The 16,881-nt window shown below is 46.5% G+C and carries 17 protein-coding genes; 12 read left to right on the top strand and 5 right to left on the bottom strand.

Annotation, left to right across the window (positions count from 1 at the left end; translation table 11 throughout):
- Nucleotides 1-22: 22 nt before the first annotated feature.
- On the bottom strand, nt 23-784 hold the full coding sequence (locus POF51_RS19140; RefSeq protein ID WP_069845861.1) for an SDR family NAD(P)-dependent oxidoreductase: 762 nt from the start codon (nt 782-784) through the stop codon (nt 23-25).
- 115 nt (nt 785-899) lie between these two features.
- Here POF51_RS19140 and POF51_RS19135 point away from each other — a divergent pair, with 115 nt between their 5' ends.
- Nucleotides 900-1,280 (top strand): MerR family transcriptional regulator, encoded by a 381-nt coding sequence (locus POF51_RS19135; RefSeq protein ID WP_271755913.1) that lies wholly within the window; start codon nt 900-902, stop codon nt 1,278-1,280.
- A gap of 89 nt (nt 1,281-1,369) precedes the next feature.
- Complete coding sequence (locus POF51_RS19130; RefSeq protein ID WP_069845857.1) at nt 1,370-1,972, top strand: MSMEG_1061 family FMN-dependent PPOX-type flavoprotein; 603 nt, start codon at nt 1,370-1,372, stop codon at nt 1,970-1,972.
- 24 nt (nt 1,973-1,996) lie between these two features.
- On the opposite strand, the gene POF51_RS19125 is transcribed toward POF51_RS19130, so the two are convergent.
- Nucleotides 1,997-2,632 (bottom strand): DUF5701 family protein, encoded by a 636-nt coding sequence (locus tag POF51_RS19125; RefSeq protein WP_271755912.1) that lies wholly within the window; start codon nt 2,630-2,632, stop codon nt 1,997-1,999.
- 165 nt (nt 2,633-2,797) lie between these two features.
- Here POF51_RS19125 and POF51_RS19120 point away from each other — a divergent pair, with 165 nt between their 5' ends.
- Nucleotides 2,798-3,505: a MerR family DNA-binding transcriptional regulator gene (locus POF51_RS19120; protein WP_069845853.1), complete on the top strand. Its 708-nt coding sequence runs from the start codon at nt 2,798-2,800 to the stop codon at nt 3,503-3,505.
- Nucleotides 3,506-3,561: 56 nt separating this feature from the next.
- Here the strand turns inward: POF51_RS19120 and POF51_RS19115 are convergent, their stop codons facing one another.
- Nucleotides 3,562-5,391, bottom strand: a complete 1,830-nt coding sequence (locus POF51_RS19115) for an adenine deaminase (RefSeq protein WP_069845851.1) — start codon at nt 5,389-5,391, stop codon at nt 3,562-3,564.
- Nucleotides 5,392-5,498: 107 nt separating this feature from the next.
- On the opposite strand from POF51_RS19115, the gene POF51_RS19110 reads away from it, so the two are divergent.
- Nucleotides 5,499-5,840: a hypothetical protein gene (locus POF51_RS19110; RefSeq protein WP_069845849.1), complete on the top strand. Its 342-nt coding sequence runs from the start codon at nt 5,499-5,501 to the stop codon at nt 5,838-5,840.
- 49 nt (nt 5,841-5,889) lie between these two features.
- Here POF51_RS19110 and POF51_RS19105 read toward each other — a convergent pair whose 3' ends face one another.
- Nucleotides 5,890-7,260, bottom strand: coding sequence for an amino acid permease (locus tag POF51_RS19105; RefSeq protein ID WP_026043272.1), 1,371 nt, complete (start codon nt 7,258-7,260; stop codon nt 5,890-5,892).
- Nucleotides 7,261-7,676: 416 nt separating this feature from the next.
- On the opposite strand from POF51_RS19105, the gene POF51_RS19100 reads away from it, so the two are divergent.
- The 6 genes from POF51_RS19100 to POF51_RS19075 all read left to right on the top strand — a co-directional run bounded on the left by POF51_RS19100 (nt 7,677) and on the right by POF51_RS19075 (nt 12,939).
- On the top strand, nt 7,677-8,420 hold the full coding sequence (locus POF51_RS19100) for a metal ABC transporter ATP-binding protein (protein WP_017250861.1): 744 nt from the start codon (nt 7,677-7,679) through the stop codon (nt 8,418-8,420).
- The gene (locus tag POF51_RS19095; RefSeq protein WP_017250862.1) at nt 8,420-9,280 is read left to right on the top strand and encodes a metal ABC transporter permease; all 861 of its coding nucleotides are present in this window, start codon (nt 8,420-8,422) and stop codon (nt 9,278-9,280) included. The genes POF51_RS19100 and POF51_RS19095 overlap by 1 nt, the downstream gene beginning before the upstream one ends.
- A 14-nt stretch (nt 9,281-9,294) precedes the next feature.
- Nucleotides 9,295-10,239 carry a metal ABC transporter substrate-binding protein gene (locus POF51_RS19090; protein ID WP_017250863.1) on the top strand — a complete coding sequence of 315 codons (945 nt, stop codon included), beginning with the start codon at nt 9,295-9,297 and terminating at the stop codon, nt 10,237-10,239.
- A gap of 160 nt (nt 10,240-10,399) precedes the next feature.
- Nucleotides 10,400-11,119 (top strand): YebC/PmpR family DNA-binding transcriptional regulator, encoded by a 720-nt coding sequence (locus POF51_RS19085; protein ID WP_017250864.1) that lies wholly within the window; start codon nt 10,400-10,402, stop codon nt 11,117-11,119.
- Between the two features lie 710 nt (nt 11,120-11,829).
- Entirely contained in the window at nt 11,830-12,321 is a 492-nt protein-coding gene (locus POF51_RS19080; RefSeq protein WP_244521709.1) for a hypothetical protein, read from the top strand.
- A gap of 24 nt (nt 12,322-12,345) precedes the next feature.
- Nucleotides 12,346-12,939, top strand: coding sequence for a hypothetical protein (locus POF51_RS19075; protein WP_069845847.1), 594 nt, complete (start codon nt 12,346-12,348; stop codon nt 12,937-12,939).
- Between the two features lie 848 nt (nt 12,940-13,787).
- Here the strand turns inward: POF51_RS19075 and POF51_RS19070 are convergent.
- Nucleotides 13,788-14,726 (bottom strand): ABC transporter substrate-binding protein, encoded by a 939-nt coding sequence (locus POF51_RS19070; protein WP_069845843.1) that lies wholly within the window; start codon nt 14,724-14,726, stop codon nt 13,788-13,790.
- Between the two features lie 219 nt (nt 14,727-14,945).
- On the opposite strand from POF51_RS19070, the gene POF51_RS19065 reads away from it, so the two are divergent.
- Together POF51_RS19065 and POF51_RS19060 are read left to right on the top strand one after the other, a co-directional pair.
- Nucleotides 14,946-15,488, top strand: coding sequence for an RNA polymerase sigma factor (locus tag POF51_RS19065; RefSeq protein ID WP_069845841.1), 543 nt, complete (start codon nt 14,946-14,948; stop codon nt 15,486-15,488).
- Nucleotides 15,472-16,854, top strand: a complete 1,383-nt coding sequence (locus tag POF51_RS19060) for a hypothetical protein (protein ID WP_069845839.1) — start codon at nt 15,472-15,474, stop codon at nt 16,852-16,854. Before POF51_RS19065 ends, POF51_RS19060 begins: the two co-directional genes overlap by 17 nt.
- Nucleotides 16,855-16,881: the final 27 nt, after the last annotated feature.

The following is a 16,881-nucleotide window of genomic DNA, read 5'->3' as shown; positions in this document are numbered from 1 at the left end:
TTTTGTGAAAATAACGTCTCGACTAGTTTCTTGACTTCGACACATACGTAAAGATCGGATCCTTTAGCTCGAACTCATATGTCGCTCCATTCACTATTCCTACTACCTTCTCACTGTCATATAAATCGAGCAAGAAACCTGCCATTTGAGTAGCTGTATGGAACTTGGGAACTGCACCAGCATATTCAAATTGATCAATATCAAAGGAACGCTTCGCAAATTCGGTCTCTGTTGCAGCAGGTGCCAAGACTTTTGCTTGCATGGCTGCTCCATGCTCCCTCAATTCTTGTGCGAGACCTTCCGTAAAGGCACTTACATAGAACTTCGTTGCGCAATAGGTGACGGCGTCAGCAATAATCTTGTAGCCTCCGCCTGAAGAAATATTGATGATTTGCGTTCCTTCAACATGTGCATAGTCACGAACATAAAGAGAAGATAGAATCGTGAGAGCTTCGATATTCAAGTGAAGCATAGACTCAATTTTATTCAAGTTTTGTTCCCCAACAGAAGCAAAGTTTCCGAACCCCGCATTGTTGATCCAGGTCTCAATCTCATAATCCTTTAGACTGTCGTAAAAATCATGCACATTTGCACTCACACTCAAATCAACGGTTCGAATGACGACATCCAATTTTGCGTTGATATCAGCCACTTTTGATTGTAACTTTTCTAATTCCTCCGTTCGACGAGCTGCTAAAATTAAGTTTTTTCCGCGAGCAGCAAATGCCAGAGCGGTTTCAAAGCCAATTCCTGAACTTGCTCCCGTAATAACCGTATATTTCATGAAAATCCCTCCTGAATTTTATTCACTAGCTTTCATTGAGAAGTAACGATGAGCTGATTATACTGATTAGAGTAAACTCTAAGTCAAGGGTATTAGATCAATGCGGAGGTTTCCTATGTACACAATTGGTGAAGTGGCACAGCTATTAGGGATAAGCACACATACGTTGCGTTATTATGAAAAGGAAAAAATAATTATTCCTGATCGTGATGAAAACGGTGGCAGGCGATATAACGATTCACATATTCGATGGCTGCAATTCGTTATCAAGTTAAAAGAAACGCAAATGCCGATCTCAAAAATAAAGCAGTACGCTTCCCTATTTGTAGAAGGAGAACATACGACCTTAGCTCGATTGGGTCTTTTAGAAGAACATAAACGCTATATTGAGCAACAAATAAAAACGTTAATCGATGTGGATGATATGCTAGAACGTAAGATTGTTGCTTACAAAGATTTCATCAGTAAACGAGCAGCCAAAACACCGGCAGACTAAAAACTTGCTGCTGCAAACATTGATTTTCCATTCCCAAGGGACTTATGATGATACACAGGGATATACACAGAGAGAGGAGAGTAGAACCTATGTGGAATCCGTTGGAAGTAAAAGATCTCATAACCAGTGCAGACGAACTAAAAAGCCTGGTAGGAGAACCGCACGAGGCGGTTGTGAAAAAAAGCATCGCGCAGGTGGAGTCGCATGTGATCCATTATGTGTCTATGTCGCCGTTGTTTTTCTTGTCTACAGCAGATGCTTCAGGCAGATGTGACGTTTCCCCACGAGGCGACGAGCCGGGTTTCGTTAAAGTGCTGGATGATCACCATATTATCTTTCCCGAGCGAATGGGGAACAGACGGGTCGACTCTTTGCTGAATATCATTGCGAATCCGCAGGTGGGTATGATTTTCCTGATTCCAGGTCTGGAAGAAGTGTTGCGTATTAACGGATCAGCTCGCATTACAAAAGATGCAGAGCTACTCGCCGCGCAAGAATGGAAGGGTAAAACAAGCGGCATCGGCGTGATCGTGAAGGTAGAGGAGTGCTTCCTCCATTGCCCGCGCGCATTTAAACAAGCAAGCTTGTGGAAAACGGATTCATGGCCAGAAAAAGAGGCAATGCCTTCGATGTTGGAAATGTTTCGCGCTCATTTGAAAATAAATGGCGTTACGTTGAATGAAAAAGAATAAGAAAGAAAAAACCTTGAATGAGCTTCAAGGTTTTTTTTCGTCCAAACGAGCTTGGCAGGAAGCCGATCCGAGCCACGTATGAGGATTGCCATTCCAGCACCAACCTAGCTTCGGTTTATTTTCACTGATCCACATGGCCGTTACGCGTCGGTCGCCACAACGCGATCCGAGTAGAGAAAAGCCGTTGTTTTTCTTTACCAGATCCGGGAAGTGAGTGATCAGGGCAATCCCTTCCTCCAGCGTGAGCGGAGAACGCTGTTGCTCCAAGAGGATGGGCATCGCGTCATTCGGAGTGACATTCAACGTCTCTTTTCCTGTATCAATTCCGGTCATTAGGTAAGCCATTCCTGTAGGAATCTCGATGCCCTCGATGGGTGTAAACCGCCGAATTTCTTCTGCATCCATGACACTGAAGCCAGCTTTCTTTTGCCGCTCAATGGCTTGCATCGCTTTTTCTCCGTCGAACCAATCGCCTTTCACAACGAGAACAAAGGGGACGAGGCCTTCTTTCTGATCGTCTTCTGGAATGGGGAGAGCTTCTGTCAGTGATTGCAGCGGGGCCAGATTTTTCCTAAACACATCTGCTGTCATGCCCGCCATTTCAGGATAGCCCTTTTGAATGAGCGTTGTCAGTTGCCGTTCGAATTCAGCTTTGTGCATGGGGTAATGCGCCTCCTTCCACTTGTCACATTCATCTTACAACATTCGTGCTAATTCGAAGGTCTAGCCAAATAAAAAGGAATAAATCGGGTTAAGATTGAAATAACTTTACAACTAAGCTTTAATCTTTATCGAAGAAAGTCGGGTAGGAGGCTGGTGGTTGCCATGCGCCCCATTGATATTGCACGTAAGCTGAAGCTGAGCACGAGCGCCTTGCGCAATTACGAAGCACATGGGCTGGTTCCGCCTGTGGAGCGGTCAGTGAGTGGCTACCGGAAGTATACGGAGGAACATGTCGCTTATTTTACCTGTATTCAAGCCATGTCTCCCGGCTTTGGGATGGAAGAGACGGCGCAGGTCATGCGACTGATCCAGGATAGACATTTGCAGGCTGCTCTGTGGCGTGTGAATCAGGCTCAGGCCAATCTACAGAGGGACAAGCAGTTAGCCGAACGAAACTTGGCAATGCTCGAAGACGGTGGAGCAGGAAAGTACGAGGAAGCTGGAAACAGCGAATGGATGACGATTGGGGAGGTAGCAGCCATGACTTCACTGCCCAGCTCAACCATTCGTCACTGGGAAAAGGTTGGGCTCATTGCGACTTCCCGTGATGAGAAAAATGGCTACCGTCTCTTCAATCGCTCGCAAATCCGCAAAATCATGCTGCTTCGTACGCTGCGACCTGCTGTCTATTCCTTATCGGTTGTGGAGCTAAAGGAAGCCATCGCGAACATGAATGAAGAGGATGTGAGAGAGGCGCGAAACATCGCTTTGGAAACGTTGCGCTATCTAGATCAGATGAATCGCGTACAAATGCGTGGGGTTTTCTATTTCTATCAATTATGCAAAGTGGTTCAACTGGTCGAAGAATAAGGTAGCCAAAAGAGAAAACCCCCTCCTGCACATTCGCAAAAGAGGGGATGTCGTCGTTATTCCACAAACAGTGATACCCGCTCAAATCCCGCATCTGAAATGCGAATCAAGCCCGTATCCGATATGTGCAAGGTCGGTATGACGACCAGAGCAAGCAAAGACAATGTCATAAAGGCGTAGTTCATCGTGCAGCCAGCCTTCACTAACGCTTGGCTAATCTCCATGGATTGCTTCACAACTGTTTCATAAGGCTCAGTCGACATCAGTCCGGCTAAACGCAGCGGAAGCTCCACGATTTTGCCGTCTCCAGTCACGACAGCGATACCGCCTTGCATGCCGATCACAGCATTTGCTGCTTGTGCCATCCGTTCATCGTCGTTTCCGATGACAAGTACGTTATGGCAGTCATGGGCGACAGTCATGGCAATCGCTGCTGGCTGGTTAAATCCGACATTGCCGACAATCCCGATGGCAGAGCCGCCAGTTTTCCCATGACGCTCGAAAATAGCCATTTTGCACAAGGCGCTCTCTGGCGTAATCTGAAGCTCACCATTTGCGACAGCTATATCCACAACTACTTCATCCGTCTCTACATGATTTTCGCGGACAACTGCGACGCGCGTCTTGATCGACCCAGATGGAACAGGGGTCTTGATGATGAAGTCAGATGGCGAGAGATCAGCCTTGATTTTCACTGAGTTGACAGCAAACGCAGGGTAAGGGAACGGAGGTAGTTCGATCGTCATTTCACCATTCTCTGCTACTACTTCACCGCGCGCGATCGTCATCACGACATTCACATCAGCCAGATTTCCGTCGAGCAAAATGATATCGGCGATCATACCTGGTGCGATCGAGCCTACATCTCTTGCGACACCGAATCGCTCTGCTGTATTGATGGTCGCCATCTGGAAGGCAGTAACGGGCTTCACTCCTTGCGAGATCGCGTGTCGGACGATGAAGTTCATATGTCCTTCTTCTTTCAACGAATCGCAGATGCGGTCATCGGACACGAGCATCATCCGGCGGGAGTCAATTCCCTGTTCGGTGTGTGCTTTGATCGTTGCTGCAACATCGTGCCAGGCAGAGCCGCGGCGCATTTTGGCATACATGCCGAGGCGTACGCGCTGTGCGACATCTTCGCTGGTCACACACTCATGGCAACCGGATACACCCGCAGCGGCATAAGCAGCCAGACGCGGATCGCTTGAAGGCCATGTATAGTGACCATCCACTACTTTTCCTGCCCGCAGTGTCGCTTGAATCTCTCCAATCATTTTCGGGTCACCGTACACGACGCCAGGGAAGTTCATGACTTCTCCGAGTGCGATCATATCCGGTCCCCAGCTCAATGCTTCTGCGACCTCCGCTGGTCCGAATTCTGCCCCAGCCGTTTCAAAGGATGCATCCGTCGAAGGCACGCAGGAAGCGACCTGCATGTAAGCAGCCATCGGTGTTTGTCTAGCCTCATCCAGCATGATTCGCAAACCAGGTAGACCGAGAACATTCGAGATCTCATGGGCGTCGAAAAAGCCGCCTGTCGTTCCGAGCGGCAGTACCGCATTGGCGAACTGCGTCACGGACAGCATGCTGCTCTCGATATGACAGTGCCCGTCCAACAGTCCAGGTGCCATATACTTTCCTTTTGCATCGATCATCTTGGTGGATTCATCTGTCATCCCTTCCACATAAGGACCGACATAAGCGATACGGGTACCAACGACAGCGACGGACATATTCGGCAAGATTTCACCGGAGAGAACATTGACGAGCGTGCCATTATGAATGAAGAGGGTCGCTTTTTTCTCCCCTCTGGAAAAGGCAACGAGATCAGGAATACAATCTGCGAGTGGAGGTCTTGCATAGGACGAATGCTGCTGTGTCATGTTTACTATCACCTCATGCTGGATTTGGTATTTTACATATAGTACACATCGAAGCGGAAGGAAGCTAGTTTTCTTTTAGAAAAAAATTTGAAAAAGGGGTGCAGTGGATGACGAGAGTAAAGGTCAAATACATAAAAATAACGTCCTACCTAAAGCTGTGCGTGGGAGCAGGGGTTTCGATCGGGGTTTTGGATGGGGCCTTCCGTTTTCTACTTTTACTCGTAATGGGGCAGTTGAGCGCTTCGGAAGCTTTGCTCTTCAGTATGCAGGTAAAGGGATGGGTAGCGGGAATCTTGCATTTGCTTTCTGTACCGTTGCTGTATGGGATGGGCGCAGTTCTGTTTGGCTTCGTATCCTATTTTCCGTTTATGTACTATCTCAAATGCAAGAAAGGGCTTGTGATCGAAGGGGTATTTGAAGGGGAACAACTCGAGGACATACCAAAATAAAACACCTCCTATTTTCACCGATGTTGAAAGTGAAAACAGGAGGCGCTGCTTAGTGTTCTGCTACCTCTATTTCATTTGTCTTCGTTTTCCGCAGTTTGTAAATCACGACGAGCAGAATAAACCATACAGGTGTGATGAACAAGGCGACTCGTGTATCTTCCGCGAGTGCAAGGACGACCAGAATGAAGGCAAGGAATGCCAGGATCAGGTAGTTGGCAAAAGGATAGAGCGGCATTTTAAATGTATTCGCTTTTGCTAAATCTGGTCTCGTTTTGCGATATTTCAAATGACAGATGACGGTAATTCCCCAAATAAAGATAAAACAAACGGTTGACACGCTAGTGATCAGCGTAAATACGCCTTCTGGCATGACGTAATTCAATACAACGGCGATAAGGATAACAACTGTTGAAAAGAGTAGTGCATTTGCCGGGACTTTGTTGGCAGTCAGTTTGGTAAGAGGCACAGGTGCGTTCTTTTCTTTGGCAAGGGAGTAAACCATCCGGCTTGTACTAAAAATGGCGCTATTACATGCGGAAGCAGCGGATGTCAGTACAACGAAGTTGACGATACCGGCAGCGGCTGCAATACCAATCGCTGCGAAGACCTGCACGAATGGACTCTCCAACGGGTTGATCGCGTTCCAAGGATAGATGCTCATGATGACGATGAGAGCGCCAACGTAGAAAATCAAAATCCGAATCGGGATTTGGTTAATTGCTTTTGGAATGACTCGTTTTGGGTCCTCTGTTTCACCGGCTGTTAGACCGACGAGCTCGATCCCAACAAATGCGAACACAACCATCTGGAAGGAGAGAAGGAACCCATTGAAGCCGTTCGGGAACATACCGCCATGACTCCAGAGATTCGTGAAGCTGGACGCACCTGCGTTCGTAGAAAAGCCCTTGATGATCATAAAGACGCCGACAAAAATCAGGGCGAGAATTGCGATGACCTTTACGAGCGCGAACCAAAATTCCATTTCTCCAAAAAGCTTCACCGTAGCTAGGTTCATGATTAACAAAATCACGAGGGCAATTAAGCCTGGCATCCACTGCGGTATTTCCGGAAACCAGAATTGCGTATACAGACCAACAGCTGTCAGGTCGGCCATGGCGATGGAAATCCAGCAAAACCAGTAAGTCCAGCCCGTGACAAATGCGGCCATGTTCCCCAAATAGTCTTTGACGAAATCCACAAAAGAATGGTAATTCAAATTGCTCAAGAGGAGCTCCCCGAGTGAGCGCATGATTAAAAAGCAGATGATGCCCGTAATCAAGTAAGCAAATAAGATGGATGGGCCGGCCAAATGAATCGATTTTCCTGCGCCCAAAAATAATCCTGTTCCGATTGCACCGCCGATCGCGATGAGTTGTACGTGTCTGTTTTTTAGACCTCTCGCCAAGTTTTGATCCTGCATACGATCCACCTCTTTCTTATTTTTAGTTAGTTTTTAATTTTTAGATTTCTATCAAACAGATAATGTTCATATTAACATAACTATTGTTGTTTCACATATGTTTATTTATTTTTATAGAAAAAAAGCTTTTCATTATGAACGAAATAGGAATGTTTTGGAAGTGCTGTCTCTTTTAAACAGAGGCTGCACTTTTTTTGTATTTCAGAAAAAAGAATATATTGACATGATAATGGAAATCATTTAATTTTGCATTAGGGCAACTTTTTTATACGGGTGCATATTAGTTTGTTTGGGTGAATATTATTGGTACAAGACTACATTGTTGTGTGTAGGCATATATGCATAGAGGAATTACCCGTTTCACCATCGGTTTTTGGACGGGAACATATAACGGGCTATTATTGGAGGGAAGAATTATGGAATTTGCTATCACGGTAAGGGACCTGCATGTCTCTTATTTTGGGAATGAAGTTGTTCGGGATGTTTCGTTTGAAGTTGAAGTAGGGAGCATGGTTGGAATCATCGGTCCAAACGGGGCAGGGAAGTCAACCCTGATCAAAGCGCTCTTGGACCTCATTCCGAGAGATAAGGGGAATGTGCGGATTTTTGGGAAAGAGACAAATGAATTCCGGAAGAAAATTGCCTATGTACCACAGCGGAGCATGATTGATTGGACGTTTCCGATCACGGTCATGGATACAGTGCTGATCGGGACATACCCAAGTGTCGGACTGTTCAAATTTCCGAAAAAAAAGGAAAAAGTGTGGGCGTTGGAATGCTTGAGAAGAGTAGGGTTGGAGGATTTCCGCGACAGGCAAATCGGGGAGCTCTCCGGCGGGCAGCAACAGCGTGTCTTCCTCGCAAGGGCACTTGCGCAAAAACCGGAGCTACTGCTTCTGGACGAGCCGTTTGTGGGGATTGATGTGGCGAGCGAGGACACCATCATTCGCATTTTAAAAGAGCTGCAGTTTCAGGACAAAACGATTGTCGTCGTCCATCATGACTTGTCCAAAGCATATGCGTATTTTGATCAGCTTCTTCTAATGAATAAAGAATTGATCAAGTTCGGTACGGTCGATGAAGTGCTGAATCGAGAAGTTATGTCGAGAGCATATTCCTATCAACTACCATTTCTCGAAAAGACCGAGGTGCTTGCATAATGGATTTCTTGATGGCAATTGGACAGTATGAGTTTTTGCAAAAAGCATTGTTTACGTCCGTAGTGGTTGGGTTAATCTGCGGCGTCATTGGCAGCTTTATCATCTTGCGGGGGATGTCCTTGATGGGGGATGCCATCTCACACGCTGTTTTACCTGGGGTGGCCCTCTCCTATGCTTTTGGAATCAATTTCTTCGTGGGCGCTGTTTTAACGGGTGTACTCACCGCGGTTGGAATTGGCTACGTGAGCCAAAATAGCCGCATCAAGAACGACACAGCGATTGGGATTTTGTTCACGTCCGCCTTTGCGCTCGGGATTATCATGGTTACGATGCTGAAAAGCAGTACCGATCTGTATCACATTTTGTTCGGGAATGTATTGGCTGTACGTTCGTCGGACATGTGGGTGACGGTTGGCATCGGGATCGTCGTCATCGTGACAGTTTACGCTTTTTTCAAAGAACTGTTACTGACTTCGTTTGATCCGACTATTGCTGCTGCCTACGGCTTGCGTAACAACCTCATTCATTACTTGCTGATGACCTTGTTGACGATGGTAACTGTCGCTTCCTTGCAAACCGTAGGAATCGTGTTAGTCGTGGCCATGCTGATTACACCGGCTGCTACTGCCTATCTTTTGACGGACCGTTTGTCGATCATGATCTTTTTGGCTGGCGGTTTTGGGATGCTGTCTTCGGTTATCGGCCTTTATTTTAGCTTTACCTATAATTTGGCCTCTGGTGCCACGATTGTCGTGGTTGCAACTGTGTTATTCTTCCTGGCCTTTCTCTTCTCCCGAAAACACGGGGTGGTATGGAAATCAATCCGAGCCCGACAAAAACGAGTCGAGCTCTCAAAGTAAAGGAGAATATCGTAATGAAGAAATGGAATCTGTTTTTCGTTTTTCTAGTATCAACCGTATTAATGGCAGCGTGTGGTGCTCCGCAAAGTGCGAACGAGCCCACGAAATCAGATAGTGACAAGCTGCAGGTCGTGACCACGTATTCCATCCTGTATGACATCGTGAAAAACGTTGGGGGAGATCGGGTAGAGATCCATAGTCTCGCTCCGATTGGTTCCAATCCACATGAATATGATCCATTGCCTGCTGACGTGCAAAAAACGACGGATGCAGACGCGGTTTTCTACAACGGCTTGAATCTGGAGGCGGGCAACTCTTGGTTCAATAATCTCATGAACACAGCAGGCAAATCAGGTCCGGATGCACCCGTGTTCCGACTCAGTGAGGGTGTAGCGGCTAAGCACTTGACAACCAAAGGCAAAGAGAGCGAAGAAGACCCGCACGCTTGGCTGGATGTACGCAATGGCATCAAGTATGCGGAGAATGCAAAAAATGCCTTGATCAAGGTGGACCCAGCGCACAAGGAAACGTATGAGCAAAACGCCAAGAAGTACATCGAACAGCTGACTGCTTTGCACGAGGACGCGGTTAAGCAATACAGCCAGATTCCGAAAGAACAGCGTATGCTTGTGACGAGCGAGGGAGCGTTCAAATATTTCAGCGAAGCTTACGATTTTGAAGCAGCATACATTTGGGAAATCAACTCGGAGAACCAAGGAACACCAGAGCAGGTCACACAGGTGGTCGATACGATCCGTGCGAAAAAAATCCCGGCCCTGTTCGTAGAGACGAGTATCGATCCGCGCAGCATGGAGATGGTATCGAATGAAACTGGTGTACCGATTGTCGGCAAAGTATTTACGGACTCTCTCGGAAAGCCGGGAGAAGATGGCGATACGTACATCAAAATGATGGAATGGAATATCAAGACGATTTACGAAGGATTGACCAAGAAGTAAGATTCGTAAAAGCAAAGCACAGCTCTCCTAATCAGGGGCTGTGCTTTTAAATTCTTCCACTGCTTAACATATTTCATAAGATTGAGGTATAATAGGCTAGTGTGTAAAAGGAATCCGGAGTAATCATTTTTAATCTGCCATATTGAAAGAGAGTGGGATTATGGGTCGTAAGTGGAACAATATTAAAGAGAAGAAAGCTTCTAAAGACGCGAGCACCAGTCGTATTTACGCGAGGTTCGGAAAGGAAATTTACGTAGCGGCAAAGCAAGGCGAGCCGGACCCAGAGTCCAACCGTGCTCTGAAGGTCGTCCTGGAGCGTGCCAAAACGTACAGCGTACCGAAAGCGATTATCGACCGCGCGATTGATAAAGCAAAGGGCGGCTCTGATGAAACGTTTAGCGATCTGCGCTATGAAGGCTTCGGGCCAAACGGTTCCATGATCATCGTGGATGCACTGACCAACAACGTAAACCGCACAGCTCCTGAAGTGCGTGCCGCTTTCAACAAAAACGGCGGTAACATGGGCGTATCCGGTTCGGTTGCTTATATGTTTGACCCAACAGCGGTATTTGGCTTGGAAGGCAAAACTTCTGATGAAGTGCTGGAAATCTTGATGGAAGCGGATGTAGACGTGCGCGACATTTTGGATGAAGACGGTGCTGTCATTGTTTACGCAGATGCAGAACAGTTCCATGCTGTACAAGAAGCACTCAAAAATGGTGGCGTTAATGAGTTTACAGTAGCTGAACTGACCATGCTGCCACAAAACGAAGTAACGCTGACAGAAGATGTACAAGCTCAATTTGAAAAGCTGATCGATGCTTTGGAAGACCTGGACGATGTGCAGCAGGTGTACCATAACGTTGATTTAGGTGAATAATGTTTTCAATGGAGAAGACCTTTGTTTTAGGACAAGGGTCTTTTTCTATGTGGCTGTAGAGGAGAGAAGAATATTTCCAGTCTAGGCTCCAGGCTCCGTCCTGCTGGGGGCTAAGACTGTCCGCTCCGAAGGGATTAACGGGGAAACGCAAAAGTGGTAGCCGCTTCGTCGTAAGGGCACGTTGCGTTTCTGTTGCCCGCTAATCCCTTCTCCGCTTGGTAGGACTCCACAAGTCGCTACGTCTGGAAATATTCTTCTCTGTCGTTGCAGAATGCATTCTTCCATCTTTTAAGGCTTTTAAAACCCGTCTAACACGGAAAGCTCGTTGAGGAAACAGGAGAAATAAGCGAAGATCTTTGGTACACCGACCGAGACGGAATGCAAAAAGCGAAACACGCCCTTTAGCGTCCACCTCTGAAAAGGCATCCTGAAAGGACCACTTTGGACGCGGTTTCGCTTTTTACATGGAGTCGGGCAGTCAATCCTCCAGCGGGTGGGACAAGAAGTTGAGCGTTTTCTCCTGTTTCCTCCCAGCACTACAGTAACAACTAAAGATTCCTATGTATGTGGCTGCGGTGAAGAGAAGAATATTTCCAGTCTAGGCTCCAGGCTCCGTCCTGCTGGGTGCTAAGACTGTCCGCTCCGAAGAGATTAACGGGGAAACGCAAAAGTAGTAGCCGCTTCGTAGCACGGGCACGCCTAAGTTTCTTTTGCCCGCAAATCCTTCTCCGCTTGGTAGGACTCCACAAGTCGCAGATATCAACTTAGATGAAAAATACTCGGATTTACTTTGGTCTGCTGCTGACGAGTGGAACGCAATCAGCAATATAAACCTTTCTCCACCAGACACTAATGAAACTGGTTATATTTCTGTTGAACACCCAGATTCAAGAACCGAAAAGGAACTTTATAGGCTTGGGACATATGGACTTGGAATACCCTATGATGATAGAGGCCGGATGAACCGGTCTCCATATGCGTCAGCCAATATAATAATTGTAAAGTCAATGTGTGACGATCTAGACACGGATGATACGATAAAAACGATGACTCATGAATTCGGTCATACACTTGGTCTTGCCCATCCTGAAGATACAAGTGTAGATTCCATAATGGATAACAAAGATGTATTTGACTGGGATATCCATGGTCCTACAAAGTATGACAAAAAAGAACTTAGAGGTCTCTACGATAACAACTAATTAATAGAAAGGAGTGTGTGAACATTGAAAAAATTGATTGCGATTGTGTCTGTGACAGCTGTAATTGCTGGTGTTGGTTCTGCACTGATGTATAAAGAATTCAATCATTCAAACTCTCATAGCGTTGCTCTATCTAGAACATTTAGCTCTACAGAAGAAATAGTCAAAAAAGCTAATGTAATCATAAAAGGAAAAGTACCATCTGAGTTTAGGCAAGAAAAAGTGGGGACTGTTGTTTATAATGTGTACGAAGTACAAGTAGATAAATTATATAGCAACCTTTCTGACGCCAAGATAACTGAAGGTGAAAGCATCGAACTTTATCGCCTTATAGGTCTAGATTTAGGTGACAATAAAGAGCTTGCTAACGTAGTTGACGCGGACTATCACGAGTTAGAGAAAGGTGAGTATCTGTTATTTTTGAGCGGAGAATATGATGAAGAATTGAAGAAATATACTTATATTCCAAACACACCTAATCAATTATTTAAAATGACCAGTTCCAAAGGCTTACGATCAAATCAGTCAGACACTGAATTTGAAAATATAACTAAGGCGGATGAGCTTCCTTCCATCAATGAGGCAGATTTGTTAGAAGTAATAGAATCAATGAAGTAATTTTATCTTAGGCGCTTCCGATGAAGTGCCTTTTCTACTCTCAATCCCGGCACTACAGCAACAACTAAAGATTCCTATGTATGTGGCTGCGGTGAAGAGAAGAATATTTCCAGTCTAGGCTCCAGGCTCCGTCCTGCTGAGGGATAAGACTGTCCGCTCCGAAGGGATTCGCGGGGAAACGCAAAAGTGGTAGCCGCTTCGTCGCGTGGGCACGTTGCGTTTCTTTTGCCCGCAAATCCCTTCTCCGCTCGGTAGGACTCCACAAGTCGCTACGTCTGGAAATATTCTTCTCTGTCGTGACAGATGAGGTTCTTTATTCTTTTAAGGATTTAAAAAAATGGATAACACGGAAAGCTCGTAGAGGAAACAGGAGAAATAAGCGAAGATCTTTGGTACACCGACCGAGGCGCAATGAAAAAAAAGAGAAACAAGCTTTTAGCGTCCACCTCTGAGACACCTCTTGAATGGACGACTTTGGACGCGGGTTTCGCTTTTTTTCATGGAGCCGGGCAGCTTACGCTACCCTGGGGGTGGGACAAGAAGCTGAGCGTTTTCTCCTGTTTCCTCCCCACCACACAGCCCGACAAAGGGTTTTTAAAAAAATAAAACCGCCCCCATAAAGGAGACGGCATATATCGAGCTCGTTAGTTTTGAGGTGTTACCGATCATCACGTGCGACGCATCTACCTCCAGTATGAAGTTAGAAGCTTAAAGCAGTGTGCGGTTTTCCTTACTCACTAGGTGATCGTGTAAATCATCCATGGCACATCGCCTCCGTAAAGGACTACAGCCTGATTGAGAACACACCACCGAGCTCGATGAGTATAGTATGAGCAAAGCCCATCTTTTTATTCACTCATTTTTAGCATCTGTTTTCGAATTGCATTTAAGAACGATTGGTTGCTGTAGGCAGTGCCACCAGCTAATCCTGGTTCAACTGCATTCATATACATTTGATCCGCTTTGACTGCGCTTAGATTTTTCCATGCAGGCTGCTCTTGCAACTGCTTGAAAGCGGGCTGGTCTTCTTTGTTGACCATCACAAACAAGTAGTTGGGATCTTCTTTTGCCAAAGCATCTATTGAGAGCGCGGTACGCTCCTGCACATTCGCGACGACATCTGGGACAGGCAGAGCCAAGTCCGTATATAACAGGTAATTGTACCGTTCATCCTTCGGATAGACGTAGAAGGAGCCTTCTTGGAACCACAGCGTCAGCACTTTCTTTTCTGGAAGGGCGGCGAGCTTGTCGCGGAGTTCCTGTGCGTTTAGCTTCACTTTACCTACAAAAGTATCCAAATTGGCATCTTTTCCACGAACATCAGCGAGCAGACGCAAGTTCTCTTGCCAATGAGCTCCGTTCGTAGAGACGGGAATGACGGATGCAGCGGTTTGCAATTTGGCCACGTCTTCCTTGGAGGTCTTGTCGGTTGTCATGATGACGTCAGGTTCGAGGGCAACCAGCTCACCTAGATTATCTGCAATATTATAAGGGAGATGCTTGGCATTTCTGATCATGGCTTGATATTCCGCAGGGAACTTTCCGTTTTTATCCATGGTTGCTGCGACGGGCGGAATTCCCAGCAAGAAAGAATCTTCATACGAAGCAGGGAAGCCTACGAAAACAATATCTTTGGTTCTGGCCGGAATTGTATAAGTGTTGCCCAAGTAATTGATCGATCTGGTCGGTTTCGATGCCGCTGAATCGCCCGTTTGTCCACCATTGCCGCAGGCTGACAGGACGAGGAGCAAAGCGGCAATCGGGATAGCTAATAGCCGTTTATACATACAGGTCACTCCGTTCTTACTTCTTGTGTTATCAGGAAAGTAGCAGGACTCATGTAAATTATAGGCTACCCGATCCATCCGTCGCTGTTGCATTCCTGAACATTTTCAAACATTCTGCTGTAACCTTTTTCCTACTCAAGACACTAATTGGTATCCGAGAAAATTTTCGCTATAGGAAAGTAGTCGATCAGCCGACAGCAAGAGAATGGAGGAGCTTCTTTGTATGAAGAAATGAAACATCAGGTCATGGCCATCTATGAGCGGCATTATCATGATGTGTATCAATTTTTGCTGTACTTTGCCGGCAGTCAGAATGATGCAGAAGATTTGACGCAGGAGGTTTTTTTGCGAGTGATTCGATCGCTTGAACGATTTGAAGAGCGATCTGACGTGAAGACATGGCTGTTTGCGATCGCGAAGCATACAGCGATGAATTACTATCGAAAACGCAAGTGGCAAAAGCTGTTGTCAGGGGACTGGCTGTCTGTCGTGATGCCAGCCTCGGAAGGGAATCCGGCACAGGAAGCGGAAAGCCGGGAGGACGAGCAGGAATTGATTGCCGCGATTAAGGGACTGCCACCGCATTACCGCATGGTTGTCATACTGCGTGGCATTAAAGAGTACAGCGTCAAAGAGACAGCCGAAATACTGGATTGTTCAGAATCAAAAGTGAAAACGACGATGCATCGGGCACTGAAGCTGTTGCATGGCAAACTGTCGCATACGAAGAAGGGGGAGTTGTACAGTGGATTGGCAAAATGAACGAGATATGCTGGAACGGTTAGCGACTCTGCAAAAAAGTACACCCCCACGTAAGGAGTTTGTAGAGAGTTTACGTACAGTGCTGGAACAAGAAACAAGTCGGGTCGGCAAGAGGAGACGCCTGTTCATGAATCCGTTGACAGCGGGGATGACAGCAGTCGTGATCGCTTCTGGCTTTGGGCTGTACATCATGGCCGGGTTGGGGCAAAACGAACGCGTGGACCCTCAGGTGACGGCAACAAGTAGTCCGCAGCTACCCGCCCATCCTGTATACGAGCAGGCGAAGAAGCTGCTGCAAGAATTGGCAGGTCGAGATGCGAGTCAATATGCGGTAAACGGCATGCTGTCCAATACAGAAATAGGTCATGTCGTGATGAACAAGACGGTTAACAACATTCCGGTTCTGGAAGACCAATACATATTTACGATAGACAAGGCGGGCAGGCATCATATAAAAGAGATACAGACAAACGATACGACACGCATGGTCTTTCCTGATCCCCAAAAGGCAATGCCAGTGAAACAGGCTGAGCAAATTTTTGGGCAAAGTGCCCGGCTCCTCTATTCAGAGGGGGAAGGGCGGTTGCAATACGAGTTTCCATTTTCAGGTGATATCGATGCCATCACAGGAGAAATTTATCCCACAGAACGCTATCATCCCGATTACAGTCTCGTAGAAATACCGCCAATTCCTGTGAAACCAGGAGGTATAAAGCTGGTAGCTCCGGACATTAAAGAGGCAGATAGACTTTTTCGGGAGTGGGGATTCGAGCCTCCGTTTTCCTTCGTGGTTCATCAAGGCTCGGGCGTACATACGTACAAAGTAGAGACGCGAACCAAACAGAAAATGGAACTGACTGTGGAAACAGAAACAGGGGATATTCTCGACTATCGGTATGGAAATATCCATGAGAAAGAGGAGAAGCTCCCTCACCCGAAGCTGGAAAACATTCGAGAAGCAGCTAAACAGTTTCAGAAATACCTTCCGTTAGACACCAAAGAACTGCTACTTGGTCCTAGCGCGAGAAAAGGCAACATCGAAACATATCAATTCTTCAAGTCCCATCAAGGAGTACCGATTATGGGGGGATATACGGTTCATTTTGATGTGGACAGGAAACAGGTGATCGGAATCATTCCCCCGTATGCAGAGGAGTCTAAAGCGCTTCCTGATAAAAACAAGGCAATGCCACGGAAGGACGCGACTAACGTATACGTCACCCATCGTCCACTGCGATTGGTCTACAAGCTGATGGAGAATCCAGCTACAGGGAAAATAGAGGCGCGCCTCGTCTATCATATTTATTATCACGATACCCCGCTTTATATGGTAGATGCGCTGACAGGGGAGTGGGTGCGTAGATAGTAACATCGGAACAACAAAAAAACCAGG

It is taken from the genome of Brevibacillus sp. AG (genome assembly GCF_028369215.1).
GTDB classification, from domain to species: Bacteria; Bacillota; Bacilli; order Brevibacillales; family Brevibacillaceae; genus Brevibacillus; species Brevibacillus porteri.
The sequence above is the reverse complement of the archived record's forward strand: the minus strand, read 5'-3'. Positions and strand labels throughout refer to the sequence as shown.